General features: G+C 71.3%; 2 protein-coding genes. Both read right to left on the bottom strand.

Going from position 1 to position 20014, the window contains the following annotated elements:
• Nucleotides 1–3: 3 nt before the first annotated feature.
• Nucleotides 4–18141 (bottom strand): non-ribosomal peptide synthase/polyketide synthase, encoded by an 18138-nt coding sequence (locus DMP23_RS45550; RefSeq protein WP_337824960.1) that lies wholly within the window; start codon nucleotides 18139–18141, stop codon nucleotides 4–6.
• A gap of 299 nt (nucleotides 18142–18440) precedes the next feature.
• Nucleotides 18441–19685, bottom strand: a complete 1245-nt coding sequence (locus DMP23_RS45555) for a serine hydrolase domain-containing protein (protein ID WP_337824961.1) — start codon at nucleotides 19683–19685, stop codon at nucleotides 18441–18443.
• Nucleotides 19686–20014 lie beyond the last annotated feature (329 nt).

Here is a 20014-nt window from a genome sequence, read left to right on the forward strand (position 1 = left end):
TCCTCACGATTCCAGTTCTGCGGCAAGCCGTTCCAGCTCGCTCAGCACGAGGTCTTCGACGGTTTCGGCCAGCGCCGCGACGGTGCGCGCGGCCATCACGTCGGCCGGGGTGAGCCGGACGTCGAAGAGCGCGCTGGCTTGGGCGGAAATCTGCAGGCTGCGCAGCGAATCCCCGCCGAGGGAGAAGAAATTGTCCTGCGCGCCGACGCGGTCCGCGCCGAGCACCTCGGCCCAGATCCCGGCGAGCGCGCGCTCGGTCTCGGTCGCCGCTTCGACGTGCCCGCTCTCCGCCGACTGCGGGGCGGGCAGCGCACGCCGGTCGAGTTTTCCGTTGGCGCTCACCGGAAGCCGGTCGAGCGCGACGAACACCGACGGCACCAGGTAGTCCGGCAGCGACCGGGCAAGGAACTCCCGGAGCGCTTCTTCTCCGGCCGCCGACACGACGTACGCGACCAGCCGCTTCGCGCCCGGCTGGTCCTCCCGGACGAGCACCGCGGCCTGCGCGACGTCCGGATGCCGGGCCAGCGCGGCCTCGACCTCGCCCGGTTCGACCCGGAACCCGCGCAGCTTGACCTGGTCGTCGCGGCGGCCGAGGAACTCCAGGGCGCCGTCGGGCCGCCAGCGGACGACGTCGCCGGTGCGGTACATCCGCTCCCCCGGCGGGCCTTCCGGGTCGGCGACGAACCGGTCCGCGGTCAGCCCCGGCCGGTCCCGGTAGCCCCGGGCCAGGCCCGCGCCGGCCAGGCACAGTTCGCCGGGCACGCCGGGCGGCACCGGGCGCAGGTCCGCGTCGAGCACCCGGACGCGGGCGCCGTCGAGCGGGCGGCCGATCGGGATCCGGTCCGGCGGCGGCGCGTCCATCGGATAGGCGGTGGCGAACACGGTCGTCTCGGTCGGGCCGTAGCCGTCGACGACCCGCAGCCCGGGACACGCGGCCAGCACCCGCCGCACCGCTTCGGCCGGGACGACGTCGCCGCCGGTCCAGACCTCGCGCAGGCCGGCGAAGCACTCCGGCGTTTCCTGGGCGAGGATCCGGAACAGCCCCGCGGTGACCCAGACCGAGGTCAGGCCGTGCTCGCGGACGAGCCCGCGCAGCAGCGGCGCGTCGAGGCCGGTGTCCGGGCTGGTGACGACCCAGCCGCCGGTGAGCAGCGGCACCCACAGCTCGTAGGTCGAGGCGTCGAACGCAAGCGGCGAGTGCAGCAGGACCCGTTCGTGCGCGCCGCCGCGGAACCGGTGGTCGGCGGCCAGCGCCGCGATGTCGCGGTGGCGCACCACTACGCCCTTCGGCACCCCGGAGGAGCCGGACGTGTACATCACGCAGACCGCCTGATCCGGGTCTGTGCCAAGCTCCGGGTCGCTGTCCGGCTCATCGTCCACAGAGGACAGCAGCACGGTCTGACCGAGCGGATGTTCTTCCGCGGCAACGATGAACCGGACGCCGCCGAGCAGCATCCGTTGCCGATCGAGCGGAGCGCGCGCGTCGATCGGCAGGTACGCGCCGCCCGCCTTGACCACGGCCAATTCGGCGATCACCGCGTCCGCGTGGTCCACGGCGAGCCCGACCGGTTCTTCTGGCCGCAGCCCGAGCCCGGCCAGCCGGTTCGCGAGACGGTTGGCCCGCCGGTTCAGCTCGGCATACGTGACCGGTTCGCCGTCGAGGACGGCCGCGAGCGCGTTCGGCCGGAGCCGGACCTGCTCGGCGAACAAGTCCGGCAGCGACCGGGGTTCGGGCGGGCCGCAGGTCGCGGTTCGTTCGGCGAGGAGCTGGGTTTCGGCCGCGGTCATGATCGGGACAGAGCCGAGCGTCCGGTCGCCGTCCGCGGTCAGGCCGCTGAGGATTTCCAGCAGCCGCGCCGCCAGGCTGGTCACCGTCGCGGGGTCGAAGAGCGCCGGGTCGTAGCCGACGTCCACCGTCAGCTCCGAACCGGGCGAGGCGACGACGGTGATCGGGAAGTTCGTCGTCTCCCGCGCGGACAGGTCGCGCACGGTCAGGCCGTGTCCCGCCGCCGCGCCGGTGATCGGATAGTTCTCGAACACCACGAGGCTGTCGCACAGGTTCACCCCGCCGGGCAGGCCCGCCCAGCCCTGGACGCGCGCCAGCGGGACGTGCCCGTGTCCGCGTGCTTCGGCCTGCGCCGCCTGTAACCTGGCGAGCCAGTCCGCGACGGGAAGTCCTCGGTCCACCGCGACCCGCACCGGCAGGGTGTTGATGAAGATGCCCGGAATGTCGTCCACCCCGGACACTTCGGCCGGGCGGCCGGACGCGGTCGCCCCGAACACGACGTCGTTCTGTCCACTGTAGACCGACAGCAGCAGCGCCCACGCTCCCTGCAGCACGACGTTGTGCGTGAGGCCGTGGCGTTTGACGAACGCGTCCAGCCGGGCGGTGGCGGCGCGGTCCAGGTGCACGGGCAGCCACTCGGCCGAGCACGGGGCGTGGCCGGACGGCGGGGTCCGGTCGGTCGGCAGCTGCGTCGGGCCTTCGATCCCGGCGAGCGCGGTGCGCCAGAACTCTTCGGACGCGGCCTGGTCGTGCTCGCCCAGCCAGGCGAGGTAGTCGCGGAACGGCGGACGGGACGGCAGCGGCTGTCCGGCGTAGGCGGTGCAGACGTCCGAGAGCACCTGGAAGACGCTCCAGCCGTCGAGGAGGACGTGGTGGAACGTCCAGAGCACCAGGACTTCCGTGTCGGACAGCCGGGCGAGCGCGATGCGGGCCAGCGGCGCGACGGCCAGGTCCAGGCCCTCGGCGCGGTCTTCGGCGAGCAGCCGCGCCAGCTCCGCGTCATGGGTGTCCAGCTCGGTCCAGTCGAGGTGCCGGACTGGCAGTTCGGCTTCGCGGTGCACGACCTGGACCGGCTCGTCCACGCCGGTCCAGACGAACGACGTCCGCAGGACCGGCGTGCGGTCGACGACCTGCTGCCACGCCGCGCCGAGCCGCTGCGGATCGGTGACTCCTTCGAGCACGAAGGTCGCCTGCTCGAAGTACATGCCTTGCGCGGTCTGGGACAGGCCATGGAAGACCATTCCGCCCTGCATCGGCGTCAGCGGATAGATGTCCTCGACCGCCCGTCCCGCGACGAGCCGGTCCACTCCTGCCTGGTCGAGCGCGGCGAGCGGGAAGTCGGACGGGGTGCGTCCGCCCGCGTCCGGCTCGGCGCAGTGCGCGATGATTTCCCGCAGCGCCGACAGCATCTGCTCGGCCAGGGTTTCCACGGCGTTCCCGGCGTTGGCGTGCGACCAGGTCAGTTCCAGCACGCCTGCTTCGACCCGGCCGACGACGTCGAGCATGTGGGTGCGAGGCGCTTCCGGGTCGACGTCGGCGTCCAGGCTGCCGACGCGGAACAGCCCGCCTTCGGCCGCGCTGAACTGGCCGAGGTAGTTGAAGCTCACCTGCGGGTCGATCGCCGGGGCCGTGCCGGTCAGGTAGCGCAGTGCGCCGTAGCCGATGCCTCGCCGCGGGATCGCGCGCAGCTGCTCCTTGACCGACTTCAACGCGGGACCCCACTCGTCCGGGACGTCCAGCGCGACCGGGAACATGCTGGTGAACCAGCCGACCGTCCGGGACAGGTCGACGCCCTCGAACAGGCCCTCGCGGCCGTGGCCTTCGAGGTCGATCACCGGGATTTCGCCGGTCCAGTCCCTGAGGACGCGGCCCAGCGCCGTCAGCAGCACGTCGTTGACCTGCGTCCGGTAGACCTCGGGGACGTCCTGCAGCAGCGCCCGGGTCTCCTCGGCGGTGAGGCGGACGGTGACCTCGCGGGTGTCGGCGATGATGCCCGGCTCGCCCGGCGTGACTGGCGGAAGGGCTTGCCAGTGGGCGAGTTCGTCGTCGAAACCGCCTGCCTCGGCGTGTTCGGCGAGCCGTCGGGCCCAGGCAAGGAACGACGTCGTCTTCGGTTCCAGGTCATCGCCTCGGTAGGCGGTTTCCAGGTCCTCCAAGAGGATTCGCCACGAAACGCCGTCGATGACCAGGTGGTGCGCGGCCAGCAGCAGCCGTCGTCCGTCGAGGACCGCGTTCAGCAGCGGGCCGCGTTGGACGTCGAAGACGGGCTCGCCGACGAGCAGTTCCGCCGGGCCGGGCGGGTCGCTGTGCTGGGTCTCATCGAACCGCAGGCGCAGGGCGTCGTGGTGCGCCCAGACCGTGGCGAGCGCCCGGCGCAGCGCGGGCTCGTCGACGTCCTCGGCGAATTCCAGGACGACCCGCTGGTCGAACCGCTCCGGCTGGGTCTCGAAGTACCAGCGCTGGATCGGCGCGAGCGGCGCTTCGCCCACGACCGGTCCTTGCTCGGCCTTCGGCCCGCGGTCGCCGCCGGCGTGCGCGGCGAGCGCGGCCAGCGTCGGATGCCGGAACACCTCGTGCGGCAACAGGATCAGCCCGGCGCGGCGGGCCCGGGAGACGACCTGGATGCTGAGGATCGAGTCGCCGCCGAGTTCGAAGAAGTTCGTCTCGGCCCCGACGTCCTCGACGCCGAGCACCTCCGACCAGATCCTGGCCAGGACCCGTTCGGCCTCCGTCGCCGGGGCGGTACGGACGCCGGTCGCGGCGAAGTCCGGGGCGGGCAGGGCGTTCCGGTCGAGTTTTCCATTGCGGTTCAGGGGAAAACGGTCCAGCCGGACGAACGCGGCCGGGACCATATAGTCCGGCAAGGTCCGGCCGAGGAATGCGGGCAGTTCGTCCGCTTCGCCGAGGTAGTAGGCGACGAGCCGCTTGACGCCGTGGTCCTCGCGAGCGAGCACGGCGGCCTGCGAGATGCCGGGGTGCGCGGCGAGCGCGGCCTCGACCTCGCCGGGTTCGATGCGGAAGCCGCGGATCTTGACCTGCTCGTCCACGCGGCCGGCGAAGTCCAGTTCGCCCCGCGCGGTCCAGCGGACGAGGTCGCCAGTGCGGTACATCCGCTCCCCGGGCGGCCCGAACGGGTCGGGCAGGAACCGTTCGGCGGTCAGGCCAGGAGCGCTGTAGTAGCCGCGCGCCAGGCCCGCGCCGGCGAGGTGGAGTTCGCCGAGCGCGCCCGGCGGCACCGGCCGCAGGTCCGGGCCGAGTACGTACGCGCGGGTGTTGTCCAGCGGTTTCCCGATCGGCACCACGTCCGGGACCGGGCCGAGGACCGGATGCGCCAGTGCGAACGTCGTGGTCTCGGTCGGGCCGTAGACGTCCACGACGGTCGTGTCCGGACAGGTTTCCCGCACGCGCCGCACGGCAGCCGACGGGACCGCGTCGCCCCCGGCCCAGACTTCCTTCAGGCCGCGGAAGATCTCCGGGGCTTCCCGGGCCGCGAGCCGGAACAGGCCGGTGGTGAGGAACGCGGCGTCGACCCGGTGCTCGGCGAACAAGCGGCCGATGGTGTCCAGATCGAGGTCGCCGGGCGGGGCGACGACGACCGTGCCGCCGCCCAGCAGCGGCACCCAGAGTTCGTAGGTCGAGGCGTCGAAGGCCTGCGACGCGTGCAGCAGGACCCGGCGGTGCCCGGCGAAACGCCGGTCGGCCGCGAGCGCCACAATGTCGCGGCGGGTGGGTGCGACACCCTTCGGCTTTCCGGTCGAACCGGAGGTGTACATGACGTACGCCAGGTTGGCCGGGTCCGCCTTCGGGAGCCTTACCGCCGCGGTGCGCTCGCCGGGCACGACCGTGGGTCCACTGTGGACCTTCGCTGCGGTATCACGCCATCTGTCGTCGGTGACCAGGATTTTCACGCCGGACAGGAGGGTTTTGAGCCGGGGTTCGGGCGCGCGGGTGTCGAGCGGCAGGTAGGCCGCACCGGCTTTGACGATCGCCAGCTCGGCGACGATCAGCCCGGGCGAACGGTCCATCAGCACGCCGACGAGCGTTTCCGGACCCGCACCCAGCGAAACCAGGTAGCGGGCGAGTCGGTCGGATTGCCGGTCGAGCTCCGCGTAAGTCAGGCGGATCCCGTCGCCTGCCACCGCCACCGCTTCCGGTGCTTGCCGGACCTGCTCGGCGAACAATTCGGTCAGGTCGTCGTCCGGGAGCGGGTGGCTGGTGTCGTTCCAGTCGTGGAGCACCTGCTGCCGTTCGGCCGTCGTGAGCAGGTCGATGTCTTCCAGCGATCCCGGGCCCGCGCTGAAGGCGTCGAGAACGGCGAGGAGCTGCCGGGTGATCCGCTCGGCGGTCTCGGAGTCGAACAGGGCGGGGTCGTAGCCGATGTCGAGGGACAGCTGCTCCCCCGGCGACGCGACGATGCTGATCGGATAGTTCGTCGTCTCGGCCGCGTCGACGTCGCGCAGCCGCAGCCCGGGCGTCGACGCCTGGTCGATCGGGTAGTTCTCGAACACCACGATGCTGTCGAAAAGGCTTCCGCCGCACCCACTCCACGCCTGCAGCTTCGTCAGCGGAAGGTGGCCGTAACGACGGGATTCGACTTGTCCGGCCTGCAACTCAGCCAGCCACTCGGTCACGTCGGCCCCGGTCACGGTGGTCCGCACGGGCAGGGTGTTGATGAAGATGCCGGTGATGTCGTCCGCGCCGGGGAGGTCGACCGGACGCCCGGAGACCGTGGTGCCGAAGCAGACGTCGCGCTCGCCGCTGAGCCTCGCCAGCACCAGCGCCCACGCGCCCTGCAGAACGGTATTGAGCGTGAGACCGGCCCGGCGCGCGAAGTCACGCAGCCGTCCCGAGTTTTCGACCGGCACGCGCAGCCATTCCGACGACCGGCTCGTGTGCGCCTGCGCGGGAGCCCGGCCGTAGGGCAGCCGGGCAGGAGCGACGAGGCTGCCGAGTTCGCGCCGCCAGTGTTCCTCGGCGGCCGCGTCGTCCTGGCGATCCAGCCAGGCAACGTAGTCGCGGAACGGCGGTCGCTCGGGCAGCTCCGCACCGGAGTACGCGGCGAAGACGTCGGACAGCACGCCGAAGACGCTCCAGCCGTCGAGCAGGACGTGATGGAACGTCCACAGGACGCGGACCTCGGTGTCCGACAACCGTGCGAAAGCCAGTCGCAGCAACGGCATTTCGGTGAAATCGAGACCGTGCGCCCGGTCGGCGGCCAGCAGGTCCTGCCACGCCTGGTCGCGTTCGTCCGGGGTGCGGCCGCGCCAATCGTGCCGGGCGATCGGGACCGGGACCTGCCGCTGCACGACCTGGACCGGTTCGGGCACGCCCTCCCAGGCGATCCGCGTCCGCAGCACCGGCGTCCGGTCGACCACTCGCTGCCACGCCCGTTCCAGCGCGGCCAGGTCCTCGACGCCGTCCAGCACGAAACCGACCTGCTGGAAGTAGACCCGTTCGCCGGGCTGGGACAGCGCGTGGAACACCATCCCGGACTGCATCGGCGTCAGCGGGTAGACGTCCTCGATTTCGCGGCCTTCGCCGACCAGCTCGTCCACAGTGGATTGGTCGAGGGCGGCGAGCGGGAAGTCCGACGGCGTCCGGCCGCCCGCTCCCGGCTCGGCGCAGTGCCGGATGATTTCGCGCAGCGCGGTCGCCATGGCGGCGGCGAGCGTGTCCACAGTGGATTCTTCGTGGATGCCTTCGGCGTAGTACCAGGTCAATTCCAGTTCGCCGGATTCGACGCGGCCGACGACATCGAGCAGGTGCGCGCGAGCCGAGCGCGGGCTTTCGTCGGACTCCAGACGGCCGGAACCGAACTGGCCGAGGTAGTTGAAACTCACCTGCGGGTCGATTTCTGGCGCGGTGCCGGTCAGGTAGCGCAGTGCGCCGTAACCGATCCCCCGGCGCGGCACCGCGCGCAGCTGTTCCTTGACGGACTTGAGCGCCGTGCCCCAGTCGTCCGGAACGTCCAGCGCCACCGGGAAGACCGTGGTGAACCAGCCGACCGTCCGGGACAGGTCGATGTCGTCGAACAGGTCCTCGCGGCCGTGGCCCTCCAGGTCGACCACCGCGGTCCCGCCGGTCCAGTCGCGCAAGACGCGGCCGAGGGCGGTGAGCAGCACGTCGTTGACCTGCGTCCGATACGCCTTCGGGACGTCTCGCAGCAGCGCCCCGGTCTCCGCGGCGGGCAGGCGGACGGTCACGGAGCGCAGGGAAGCGTTGGTCGCGTCGCCTCGGCCGTCGACCGGCACCGTGGTCCGGCCGGAAACGCCGCGCCAGTAGCCGAGTTCGTCGTCGAACCCGCCTGCGGCAGCGTGCTCAGAGAGGCGGATCGCCCAGTCGCGGAAGGACGTCGTGCGCGGGCCGAGGTCGATCGGTTTGCCCTCCCGCACCTGGTTGTAGGCGCGCTCGAAGTCCTCGAGGAGCACGCGCCACGAGACGCCGTCGACCACGAGATGGTGCACGGACAGCCGATCCTGCTCGAACCGGACCAGCGGCGCCTTGGCGCCGACCGGGCCGTTCTCCTGAAGCCAGTGCGTTTCGCCGCGGGCGAAGCGCATCCGTAGTGCGTCGTGATGGGTCAGCAGCGCCTCGACGGCCGCGCGCGCCGCGTCCGGATCGAGCGTTCCCAAGTGGACGAACTGGTGGAAGTGGTCCGGTTCGACGGTTTGCGTCGCGAAGAACCAGCGCTGGATCGGGGTGAGCGGCACCGGGCCGTGGACCGGGCCCCGCTCGACCGCCGTCGTCGCGGTGCGGGCCGCCGCGGCGAGCGCGGCCGGGGTGCGGTGGGCGAACAGATCGCCGGGCTGCAGCTCCAGTCCGGCCCGGCGGGCGCGGGAGACGACCTGCATGCTGAGGATCGAATCGCCGCCGAGCTCGAAGAAGTCGTCGGTCGCGCCGACGCGGTCGACGCTGAGCACGTCGGCCCAGATCTCGGCGATGGCGCGTTCGCGCTCGGTCCGCGGCGCGACGTGGTCCCGCGCGCCGAATTCGGGAGTGGGTAGCGCCTGCCGGTCGAGCTTCCCGTTGACGTTCACCGGGAACCGCTCCAGCCGCACGAACGCGGCGGGCACCATATAGTCCGGCAGCGTCCGGCCGAGGAATTCCGCCAGACCGTCGGTCTCGCCGACGATGTAGGCGACCAGCCGCTTCACGCCGCCGTCCGCACGGGCCAGCACGGCGGCCTGCTCGACGCCGGGATGCTCGCCGAGCGCGGCCTCGATCTCGCTCGGTTCGACCCGGAACCCGCGGATCTTGACCTGCTCGTCGGCCCGCCCGACGAACTCGAGCGCGCCTTCGTCGTTCCAGCGCACCAGGTCGCCGGTGCGGTACATCCGTTCCCCCGGCGGGCCGAACGGATCCGCGACGAACCGGTCCGCGGTCAGCCCGGACCGGCCGAGGTAACCGCGCGCCAGGCCCGCGCCGGCGATGTGCAGTTCGCCGGGCGCGCCGGGCGGAACGAGCCGGAGGTCGTCGTCCAAGACGTACACGCGGGTGTGGTCGAGCGGCCCGCCGATCGGGACGACGTCCGGGATCTCGCCGGGCAACGGGTGCACGGTCGCGAACGTCGTGGTCTCGGTGGGGCCGTAGACGTCGGCGACCAGGGTGTCCGGGCAGGCCGCCTGGACGCGGCGCAGCGCGGCCGCCGGGACGGCGTCGCCGCCGGTCCAGACTTCGCGCACGCCCGCGAAGACCTCCGGCGATTCCTGCGCGACCAGGCGGAACAGGCCGGTGGTGAGGAACGCGCCGGTCACGCCGTGCGCGGTGAGCGAGCGGCCGAGCGTCTCGACGTCCACGTCTCCCGGCGGGGCCAACACGACCGTGCCGCCGTTGAGCAGCGGCACCCACAGCTCGTACGTCGCGGCGTCGAAGGCTTGCTGCGAGTGCAGCAGAATCCGGTCGTGGCGGGCGAACCGCTGGTCGATCGTGAGCGCCACGACGTCGCAATGCCGTGCCGAAACGCCCTTCGGACGACCGGTCGAACCGGACGTGTAGATGACGTAGGCGAGTTGTTCGGGATCGACCCGGACGTCCGGCGGAGTGTCGGGGGCGCTGCTCTCGCCGGTGAGGATGGTGCCAGTGTGGACGTCTTCGGCGGTCGCCAGCCACGCCGCGTCGGCCAGGAGGACGGTTGCCTCGGCCTCGTGCAGGAGCAGGCGCAGCCGGTCGGCCGGGGCGCGCAGGTCCAGCGGCAGGTAAGCGCCACCGGCCTTGACGATCGCGAGTTCCGCGACGACGAGTTCCGGCGAGCGGTTCATCAGGACGGCGACCCGGTCCTCGGCCCGCACTCCGGCGGCGATCAGCCGGTGGGCCAGGCGGTTCGCGCGGACGTCGAGTTCGCGGTAGGTGATCTGCTCGTCGTCCGTCAGCAGCGCGACGGCGTCCGGAGTCCGCCGGACCTGGGCCTCGAACAGCTCCGGCACCGACTTGGCCGGGAGCGGGCGGGCTGTCTCGTTCCGCTCGGCGAGCAACTGCTCGATCTCGGTCTCGGAGAGCATCGGCACCCGGGACACTGGCTCGTGCGGGGCCGCGACCATGCCCCGGACCAGCGCTTCGAGGTGCGCCCCGAGCCTCGCCGCCGCCGAGTCGCCGATCCGCTCCGGGTCGTGCGTGAGAATGAGCGACAGCTTCCGTCCGGGGTAGGCGACGACGCCCAGCGGGTAGCTGGTCCGTTCGGCCGCACGGACGTCGCGCAGCTCGGAGACCTCGTCGATCGGGTAGTTCTCGAAGACGACGATGCTGTCGAACAGGCTCCCGCCGCCGCTCCACGCTTGCAGTTTCGTCAGGCCGACGTGTCCGAACCGGCGCGATTCCGCTTGTGCCGCTTGAAGATCGCGCAGCCAGTCCGTGACCGCGCGGGTGCCGTCGAGCCGGACGTGCACCGGCAGCGTGTTGATGAAGATGCCGGGAATGTCGTCCGCGCCGGGCAATTCCGCTGGACGGCCGGACACCGTCGCGCCGAAGCACACCTCGGTTTCGCCGCTGTAGCGCGCCAGCAGAGCGGCCCACGCACCTTGGACGACGGTGTTGACGGTCAGCCGGTTCCGTCGCGCGAAGGCGTACACGGCGGCGGACGTCTCGTCGTCCAGTTCCACCGGGATCCGGCCGGTCGAACTGGACGTGTGCGTGCGGGCGGCGGGGCGTTCGAGCGGCAACGGCGTCGGTGCGACCCCGGCGAGTTCGGCCCGCCAGTGCGCCTCGGCGCGCTCGTCGTCCTGGGCGGCGAGCCAAGCCGCGTAGTCGCGGAAAGGCGGCCGGACGGGCGGTTCTTCGCCGCGCAGCAGGGCGACGACGTCGGAGAGAATGCCGAAGACGCTCCAGCCGTCGAGGAGGACGTGGTGGAAGGTCCAGAGCACCCGCACCCGGGTGGCGGATTCCTTCGCGATCACCAGCCGGGCCAACGGGGCGTGGGCGAGATCGAATCCCTCCGCAAGGTCCTGTTCCAGAAGGAGCTTCAGCGCTTCCTCGGCATCCACAGTGGACCAGTCCGTATAGGACACTGGCAGTTCGACCTTACGGTGCACGATCTGCAGCGGCTGGGGAACGCCGTCCCACACGATCCGGCTGCGCAGGATCGGGGTTCGCTCGACAATCCTGCGCCAAGCCTCGCCGAGCAGTTGCGGATCGGGCACATCGTCCACAGTGAACGAAACCTGTTCAAAGTAGACGCGGTCGCCGGGCTGGGCGAGGTCGTGGAACACCATCCCGGCCTGCATCGGCGTCAGCGGATAAATGTCCTCGACGTCCCGGCCGTCGCCGATCAGTGCGTCCACTCCTGCTTGCTCGATTGCGGCCAGCGGGAAGTCTGACGGCGTCCGCCCGCCCGCTCCCGGCTCCGCGCAATGCCGGACAATCTCGCGCAGCGCTTCGGCCATCGCCGCCGCCAGCCGGTCCACAGTGGATTCCTCGTGGACGCCTTCGGCGTAATGCCAGGCCAGCTCCAGCTCTTCGCCCTCGACGCGACCGACCACCTCCAGCAGGTGCGGACGGACCGTCTCCGGAGAGACGTCCAGCGCAAGTTCCCGGTGCAGGGTCAGGCCGCCGGGCAGGTCGAACTGGCCGAGATAGTTGAAGCTCACCTGCGGTTCGATCACCGGCGCGGACCCGGCGAGATATCGCAGCGCGCCGTAGCCGATCCCCCGGCGCGGCACCGCGCGCAGCTGCTCCTTGACCGCCTTGAGCGCCGCGCCCCAGCCGTCCGGAACGTCCAGCGCCACCGGGAAGATGCTGGTGAACCAGCCGACCGTCCGCGACAGGTCGACCCCGTCGAACAGCTCCTCGCGGCCGTGCCCTTCGAGGTCGATCACCGGCAGGTGCCCGGTCCAGACCCCCAGCACCCGGCCCAGCGCGGCCAGCAGCACGTCGTTGACCTGCGTCCGGTACGCCTGCGGCACCTCGCGCAGCAACGCGCGCGTCTCGGCGGCGGTGAGCCGGGCGGTGACGACGCGGGCGCGGCCGAAGGTGTTCTCCGCCGGGCCGTCGACCGGGAGCGGGGCCGGCGTGGGCAACTCCCACCAGTGCGCGAGTTCGTCGTCGAAGCCGCCCGCTGCCGCGTGCTCGGCCAGCCTGCTCGCCCACTCGCGGTAGGACGTCGTCCGCGGGCCGAGGTCGATCGGTTCCTCGCGCACGGCCTGCTGGTAGGCGCGGTCGAGGTCTTCGAGCAGCAACCGCCACGACACGCCGTCGACCACCAGGTGGTGCGCGGCCAGGTGCAGCGTCCGCGGTTCGCCGGTCAGCGACCAGCGCAGCAGCGTGTGCCCTTCGCCGACCGGGGCGTTGTGCTGGTGCCAGGCCTCGCGGTCGTGGCTGAACCGCATCCGCAGCGCGTCGTGCCGTTCGGACAACGCCGCCAGCGCGCGGATCAGCGCGGTCAAGTCGACGTCGGCGGGCAGTTCGACGGCGATCGTCTGGTCGAAGCGATCCGCGTCCAGGCCGAAGAACCAGTGCTGGATCGGGGTGAGGACGACGTCGCCGCTTTCCGGGCCGCGCGCCGGGATCGCCGCGGCTTCGCTGACCGTCGGGGCGAGCGCGGCGATGGTCTGGTGGCGGAACAGGTCGGCGGTGGTCACGCTGAGCCCCGCTTGCCGGGCCCGGGAACTCACCTGGATGCTCAGGATCGAATCGCCGCCGAGAGCGAAGAAGTTGTCGTCCACGCCGACGCGGTCGAGGCCGAGCACGTCCGCCCAGATCCCGGCGAGAACGGCCTCCCGTTCGGTGCGCGGGACCACCATCCGCTCGCTGGCGACCTGCGGCTCCGGCAGCGCACGGCGGTCGACCTTGCCATTGGTGGTGAGCGGCAGCTCGGCCAGCGGGACGAGCACTGACGGCACCATGTAGTCCGGCAGCGTGCGCGCGACGGCCCGGCGGAGTGCTTCGGTATCGATGTTCGCCGGGACCACGTAGCCGACCAGTTGCTTGCGTCCGCCGGTCGCCCGGATCGTCACGAACGCCTGCGCCACCCCTTCTTCGGCGGCCAGGGCGCGTTCGATCTCGGCCGGTTCGACCCGGAAGCCGCGGATCTTGACCTGGTCGTCCACGCGGCCGAGGAACTCGAGCGTCCCGTCGGTGCGCCATCGGCCCAGGTCGCCGGTCCGGTACATCCTGGACCCGGGCTCGCCGAACGGGTCGGCGACGAACCGCTCCGCGGTCAGGCCCGGCAGCCCGAAGTACCCGCGCGCGAGCCCGGCGCCGGCGATGCAGACCTCGCCGGCCGCGCCGCGCGGAAGCAGGCGGAACCGGTCGTCGACGACACGGATCCGGACGTCCCGCAGCGGCGTTCCGATCGGGATCACGTCCGGGACCTCGGCCGACATCCGGAACGAGGTGGCAAAGGTGGTGGTTTCAGTCGGGCCGTAGCCGTCCACGACCGCGGTCCCCGGACAGCGGTCGAGGACCCTTCGCACGGCGGGCGGCGGCACGACGTCACCGCCGGTCCAGACCTCGCGGAGCCCGGCGAAGCACTCGGGTGACTCCTCGGCGAAGAGCCGGAACAGTCCTGCGGTCAGCCAGAGTGCGGTGATGTCGTGTTGCGCGACCAGCTGCTGGATCGCGTCGGCGTCCAGGTCGCCGGGCGGCGCGACGATCACAGCGCCGCCGTTGAGCAGCGGCACCCACAGCTCGTAGGTCGAGGCGTCGAAAGCGAGCGGGGAATGCAGCAGGACGCGCTCGTGACTGGCGAAGCGCGGATCGGTCGCGAGTGCCGTGACGTCCGCATGGCGCACTGCTACGCCCTTGGGGACGCCGGTGGAGCCTGAGGTGTACTCGACGTAGGCCAGATTCTGGGGGCTCAGCGTGATTTCCGGGGCTGGTCCGTCCACATCCGCCACGACCAAGGACGTTCCTTTGTGTACGGTTGCCGCGGTGTGGTGCCAGGTGCGATCGGTGAGCACCAGCGACACCCCGTCGAGGACAAGGCGCAGGCGATCGGCCGGGGCGCGCAAGTCCAACGGGAGATAGGCCGCGCCTGCTTTGAGGATCGCGAGCACGGCCACGACGAGGTCGGCCGAGCGGTCCATCAGCACGCCGACCCGCTCCTCCGGTCGGACGCCTTGCCGGATCAGGTGCTGGGCAAGGCCGTTTGCCCGGGACTGCAGTTCTGCGTAGGTCCGTCGGATGTCGCCGCTCACGACCGCGGTCTGGTCGGGTTGTCGTTCCGCGCATCGGTCGAACCGCTCGGGCACCGTCTCGGCGGGGGTGCTTTCGGCGGGTGCCGGGAGCAGGAACCGGCGGTCCTCGTCGGTGAGCAGCGGGAGGTCGCCTATCGGCCGTGCCGAGTCGGTGGCGACGCCGGTGAGCAGGACTTCCAGGCTCTGCGTGAGCCGTTCGATCGTGGCGGCGTCGAAGAGCGCGGTGGCGTATTCGACGGTGACGCGCAGGCCGTCGGGTTGCGGCCAGAACTCGACCACGAGATCGAAGCGTGCCGAGGGTCGCGGCAGGGCGTACTCGCTCACCTGCAACCCGGCGACCGTACGGTCCTCCACCAACGGCCGTTGCAGCACTACGACGGCCTGCACCAACGGCGTCCGCGACGGGTCGCGTTCGGGCTGGACTTCCTCCACGACGCGGTCGAACGGCACGTCACCGTGCGCGAAAGCGGCCAGCACGGTTTCGCGGAACTCGGTCAGGAAACCATCGAACGACTGCGCACCGTCCACTGAGGACCGCAGCACGAGGGTGTTGACGAAGAACCCGGTCAGCTGCTCCAGTTCGGCCCGGTCGCGTCCGGACACTGCGGTGCCGACCGCGATGTCCCGTTGCCCGCTGTACGCAGCCAGGACGACCTGGACGGCCGCGGTCAGGGTCATGAACAGCGTGGTGCCCTGTGCGCGGCCCGCTTCCGCGATGCCGCGGACCAACTCGGCGGGCAGGTCGTGCCGGTGCACCGCGCCTTCGGTGGTGCGCTGCGGGGGCCGGGGGCGGTCGGTCGGCAGTGCGAGGGGTTCGAGGCCGTCGAGTGCTTCGCGCCAGTAGCCGAGCTGGTCGAGACGTTCGGACTCCAGCCGCCAGTGGGTGTAATCCTGGTAGCCGAGCGGCAGCGGGGGCAGGGACGCGCCGCTGTACAGGTCGAGGAGTTCGCCGGTGAGCACGGCGATCGACCGGCCGTCCGTCACGATGTGGTGCTGACACAGGAGAAGCAGGTGCTCGTCCGGGGCGAGCGGGAAGAGGACGGCTCGGGTCAGCGGACCCGTCCGGAGGTCGAACGGTGCGCGCAGTTCAGCCTTCAGTGTGTCGTCGTCCGGGGTGGAATCCGCTATCCTCAAGGGTAGTTCCCCGGTTGGCGCTATCCGCTGTTTTCCTTGTCCCTCAATGGAATCGAAGGTCGTTCGCAGCGATTCGTGCCGCGCGCACAGCGAGGCCAGCGCGCCGTGCAGCTTGTCGAGGTCGAGCGGGCCGGACAGGCGGATCCCGACGCCGGTGTTGTACTCGGTGCTGCCGCCGGTCATCTCGTCGAGGAGCCACAACCGCCGCTGCGCCGGAGACAGCGGAAGCAGTTCCCGCTCCGACGCCAGCGGGATCGCCTGCTCGGCTCGCGGACCGCTTTCCAGCAGTCGGGCAAGCTGTGCCACCGTGGGTGCGTCGAAGAGCGCCCGCGCCGACAGATCCGCACCGAACCTCCGGCGCAAGCGGGACAATGCCTGTACAGCCAGAATGGAGTCGCCGCCCCTGGCGAAGAAATCGTCCTCGACACCGATCCGGTCCACGCCCAACACTTCCGTGACGACCTCGGCAACGACGCGTTCAGTATCCGTCCCTGGCTCGGCACCTTCCGGTTCCGCCGACGGCGCAGGCAACGCTCTCCGATCGACCTTTCCATTGGCACTCAACGGAAGCTCGTCCAACACGACAATCGCCGACGGCACCTGATAACTCGGCAACACCGCCGCGACAACGGCTTTCAAGTCCTTCCGCAGCGCGCCCGGCACCAACACGACGTAGCCGACCAGCCGCTTCATGCCCGGCCCGTCCTGCCGCGCGACGACCACGGCCTCCGCGACCGTGTCGTCCGCCGCCAGCGTGGATTCGATCTCGCCGAGTTCCACCCGGAACCCGCGGATCTTGACCTGGTCGTCGGTGCGGCCGAGGAATTCCAGCTCGCCCCGGTCGTTCCAGCGGACCACGTCGCCGGTGCGGTACATCCGCTCGCCCGGCACGACGGGATCGGCGACGAACTTCTCCGCCGTCGCGCCGGGACGCGCCCAGTAGCCGCGCGCCAGCCCCGCGCCGGCCAGGTACAACTCGCCGGTCGGGACCGGATTCAACGCGTCGTCCAGGACATACGCGCGCACGCCGTCCAGCGGGCGGCCGATCGGAATCGCCGTGACGTCCGCCGACTCGACCGCGTGGGCCGTCATGAAGGTGGTGGTCTCGGTCGGACCGTACCCGTCGACGACCGTGACGCCGGGGCAGGCCCGCAACACCCGCCGCACCGCTCCGGGCGGGACGACGTCGCCGCCGGTCCAGACCTCTCGCACACGCTGGAAACAGTCCGGCGCTTCCTGCGCGACGACCCGGAAAAGGCCCGCGGTCAACCAGATCGCACCGACCTCGAACCGGGACAGAACTTCGCGGAGGCTCTCGACGTCGAGGTCACCAGGCGGCGCGACCACCACGGTCCCACCGGTCAGGAGCGGCACCCACATCTCATACGTGGAGGCGTCGAAGGCCGCAGGCGAGTGCAGCAACACCCGCCGATGCGCGTCCCCAGCGAATCTCCGGTCCGCCGCGAGCGCCGCAACATCCCGATGCCGGACCGCGACCCCCTTGGGCGTTCCAGTCGAGCCGGAAGTATGCATCAGATACGCCAGATTGTCCGGATGCAGTGCCACGGAGGAGAATTCCGCCTCCGGCAACGCCCGCCCGAGCACGACGATCCGTCCACTGTGGACCTCCGCCGCCCGGACCGGGTCGCCAGTCAGCAGCACCGTGACCCCGACCTCGCCCAGCAGCGTCCGCAACCGGGTGTCCGGCGCACGCCGATCGAGCGGCACATACGCCCCACCCGCGATGACCACCGCCAACTCCGCGACGACCACCCCGGCCGACCGCTCCGCCAGCACCCCGACCCGGTCCTCCGTACGCAACCCGAGCCGCAGCAGATAGGCGGCGAGCTTGCCTGCCTCACCGGCCAGTTCGGCGTAGGTCAGGCGGGTCTCCGCACTCTCGACAGCGAGTGCGTCCGGATGTTGCCGCACCTTCGCAGCGAACAACGCGGGCAGAGTGGCAGCCGGATCCGGTTCAGCGTCAGCCAGCCGTGCCTCCGCAGCGACCGCGTCCGGCTCTTGCCGCTCCTGAGCGGCGAACAACCCGAGCACCGTGGCAGCCGAGTCCGGTTCGGCGTCAGCCAACCGAGCCTCCGTACCCTCCACAGCTAGCGCATCCGGAGCCTCCCGCACCTGAGCAGTGAACGGCCCAGGCACCGTGGCGGCCGGATCCGGCTCGGCATCTGCCAACCGAGCCTCCACAGCAACCCCGTCCGGAGCCCGCCGCACCTGAGCAGCGAACGGCCCAGGCAGGGCGGCAGCCGAGTCCGGTTCGGCGTCAGCGAACCGGGTCTCGCCACCCTCCACAGCAAGCGCATCCGGAGCCTCCCGCACCTGAGCGGCGAACGGCGCGGGCAGAGCGGCTCGCTTGGCTGCCTGTTCGTCGTCAGTCGACCTGGCCTCCGCACCCTCGACGGCGAGCGCATCCGGAGCCCGCCGCACCTGACCGGCGAACAGCCCGGGCACGGTGGCAGCCGGGTCCGGTTCGGCATCTGCCAACCGAGCCTCCACCGCAACCCCGTCCGGATCCCGCCGCACCTGAGGAGCGAACAGCCCAGGCACGGTAGCGGCCGAGTCCGGCTCGGCGTCAGCCAACCGAGCCTCCCCACCCCCCACAGCAACCCCATCCGAAACCCGCCGCCCCTCAGCGGCGAACAACCCAGGCACCGTGGCAGCCGAGTCCGGCTCGGCGTCAGCCAACCGAGCCTCCCCACCCCCCACAGCAACCCCATCCGGAGCCCGCCGCACCTGTTCGACGAACAACGCGGGCAGAGCAGCAGCCGGATCCGGTTCGGCCGATTTGTCTTGGGCGGTCATCGTCGTTCGCTACCTTCCGGGCACACCAAGGGATCCCGCCTGGCGCGGGTGGGGGACGAGGAGTCAGGAGGGCGGCCTCAGCACCGCCGCGCGAGCCGGCCGCCGATTTCGACGGCGGTTGCCGCGCCGGGGTCGCCGCGGAACCGTCCGCACGGGGTGGCGCGGCCGGTCGCCGGGTCGCGGACGGTGAAGCTGCCGTCTGCGTACCGGGTCAGTTCGGGGAAGACGTCGCCGTCCACGTCGAGGCACGCGCCGCCGTCGGCGGTCGGCCGGATCGTGTATCCGAGGGCTCCGTTGCGATAAGTGCCGAAATCGCCGTCCGGCAGCGGAATCGGGCAGGATTCCGCGCTCTGGAGGCGATACGGCGGAAGGCCGAGTTCCGGCAGTTCCCCGGCCAGGTCGTGCCAGAGGTCGGTGCCGCCCGCGCCGTTGGCAGTCAGCGCGAGCACGCAGGCCCCGGCCTGGTCGATCCGCAGGTGGCACGAGGTGCCGTCGGCCGTGCCGTCGTGGCCGAGCCAGCGGAACTCCTCGTCGCCGAAACAGGCCAGCCCCAGTCCCCAGCCGTCGGCGAGGCCGAACGGTTCCGCGACGGGCACCGGCCGGTGCAGGTCGCTCGCGGTGACGACGTCGAGCAAGCCCGGTTTGCCGAGGTGGACCCGCCCGAGCGCGACCAGGTCGCGGGCGCTCAGCGCGAGCGCGCCCGCCGGGTCCAGCATCGGCGGCAGCACCTGCTCGAGCGGGCGCTCGCCGTCGCGCGCGTGCCCGGTCGCGACGGCCGGGCTGTCGACGTAGACCGGCTCGATCTCCAACGGCCGCAACAGAATCGACTCGACCGCCTCGCGCCAGCTCATCCCGGTGACCTCTTCGATCAGCAGGCCGACGAGCGCGTAGCCGAGGTTGGAATAGGAGAACGCGGCGCCCGGCTCGCAGACGAACTCCGCGGCCCGCACCTCTTTCCGGCAGGACCCGTCCGCGTCGGCCGGGTCCGAGGGCAGCCCGCTGGTGTGGCTCAGCAGCCTGCGCAAGGTCAGCTCGGCGGACAGCGAGGGGTCGCCGAGAATGCCGCCGACCGGCTGGTCCAGCTCGAGATCGCCGTCGGAGACGAGCATCATCGCCAGGGTCGCGGTCGCCACCTTGGTGATCGAGCCGATCGGCACCCGCGAGTCCGCCCGCATCGGCCTGCCGCCGCCCGCCGAACCGGTCTGGACCATGACCGTCTCGCCGCCGGACCACACCGCGACCTGCGCTCCCGGCACCCGATGCCGGGCGGCCAGCCGCGGGAGCACTGCGGCCAGCCGGCCCGCATCGCCGGCGCCGGGCACCGGCCGCGGTCTCGGGACAGCGAATCTTTCTTTCCGGGAGTGCATGACCAAGCCTTTCGAATACTCGTAGGAGCCGCCCGGGGAATTGCCCCCGCCCGCGCGGCACTAGCCCCAGCAGAGCGCGGCCGTCCTCAAGACCGGACCCGCGCCGGAATCCATACCCTGCCTAGCGCGGTTGCGCTCCAGCAACCGCCAAACGAAGGACTGCGGCATACGCCGGTTCGCACCCAGCGTCACACATTGCCGAGAGCATTCTAAAATATGAACAACGGACTCACACCTCAGGGCGACACACAGATAAGCGGACAGTCCGCCTTCGCATTCGGCCG

This window comes from Amycolatopsis sp. A1MSW2902 (genome assembly GCF_017312175.1).
Taxonomy (GTDB): domain Bacteria; phylum Actinomycetota; class Actinomycetes; order Mycobacteriales; family Pseudonocardiaceae; genus Amycolatopsis; species Amycolatopsis nivea.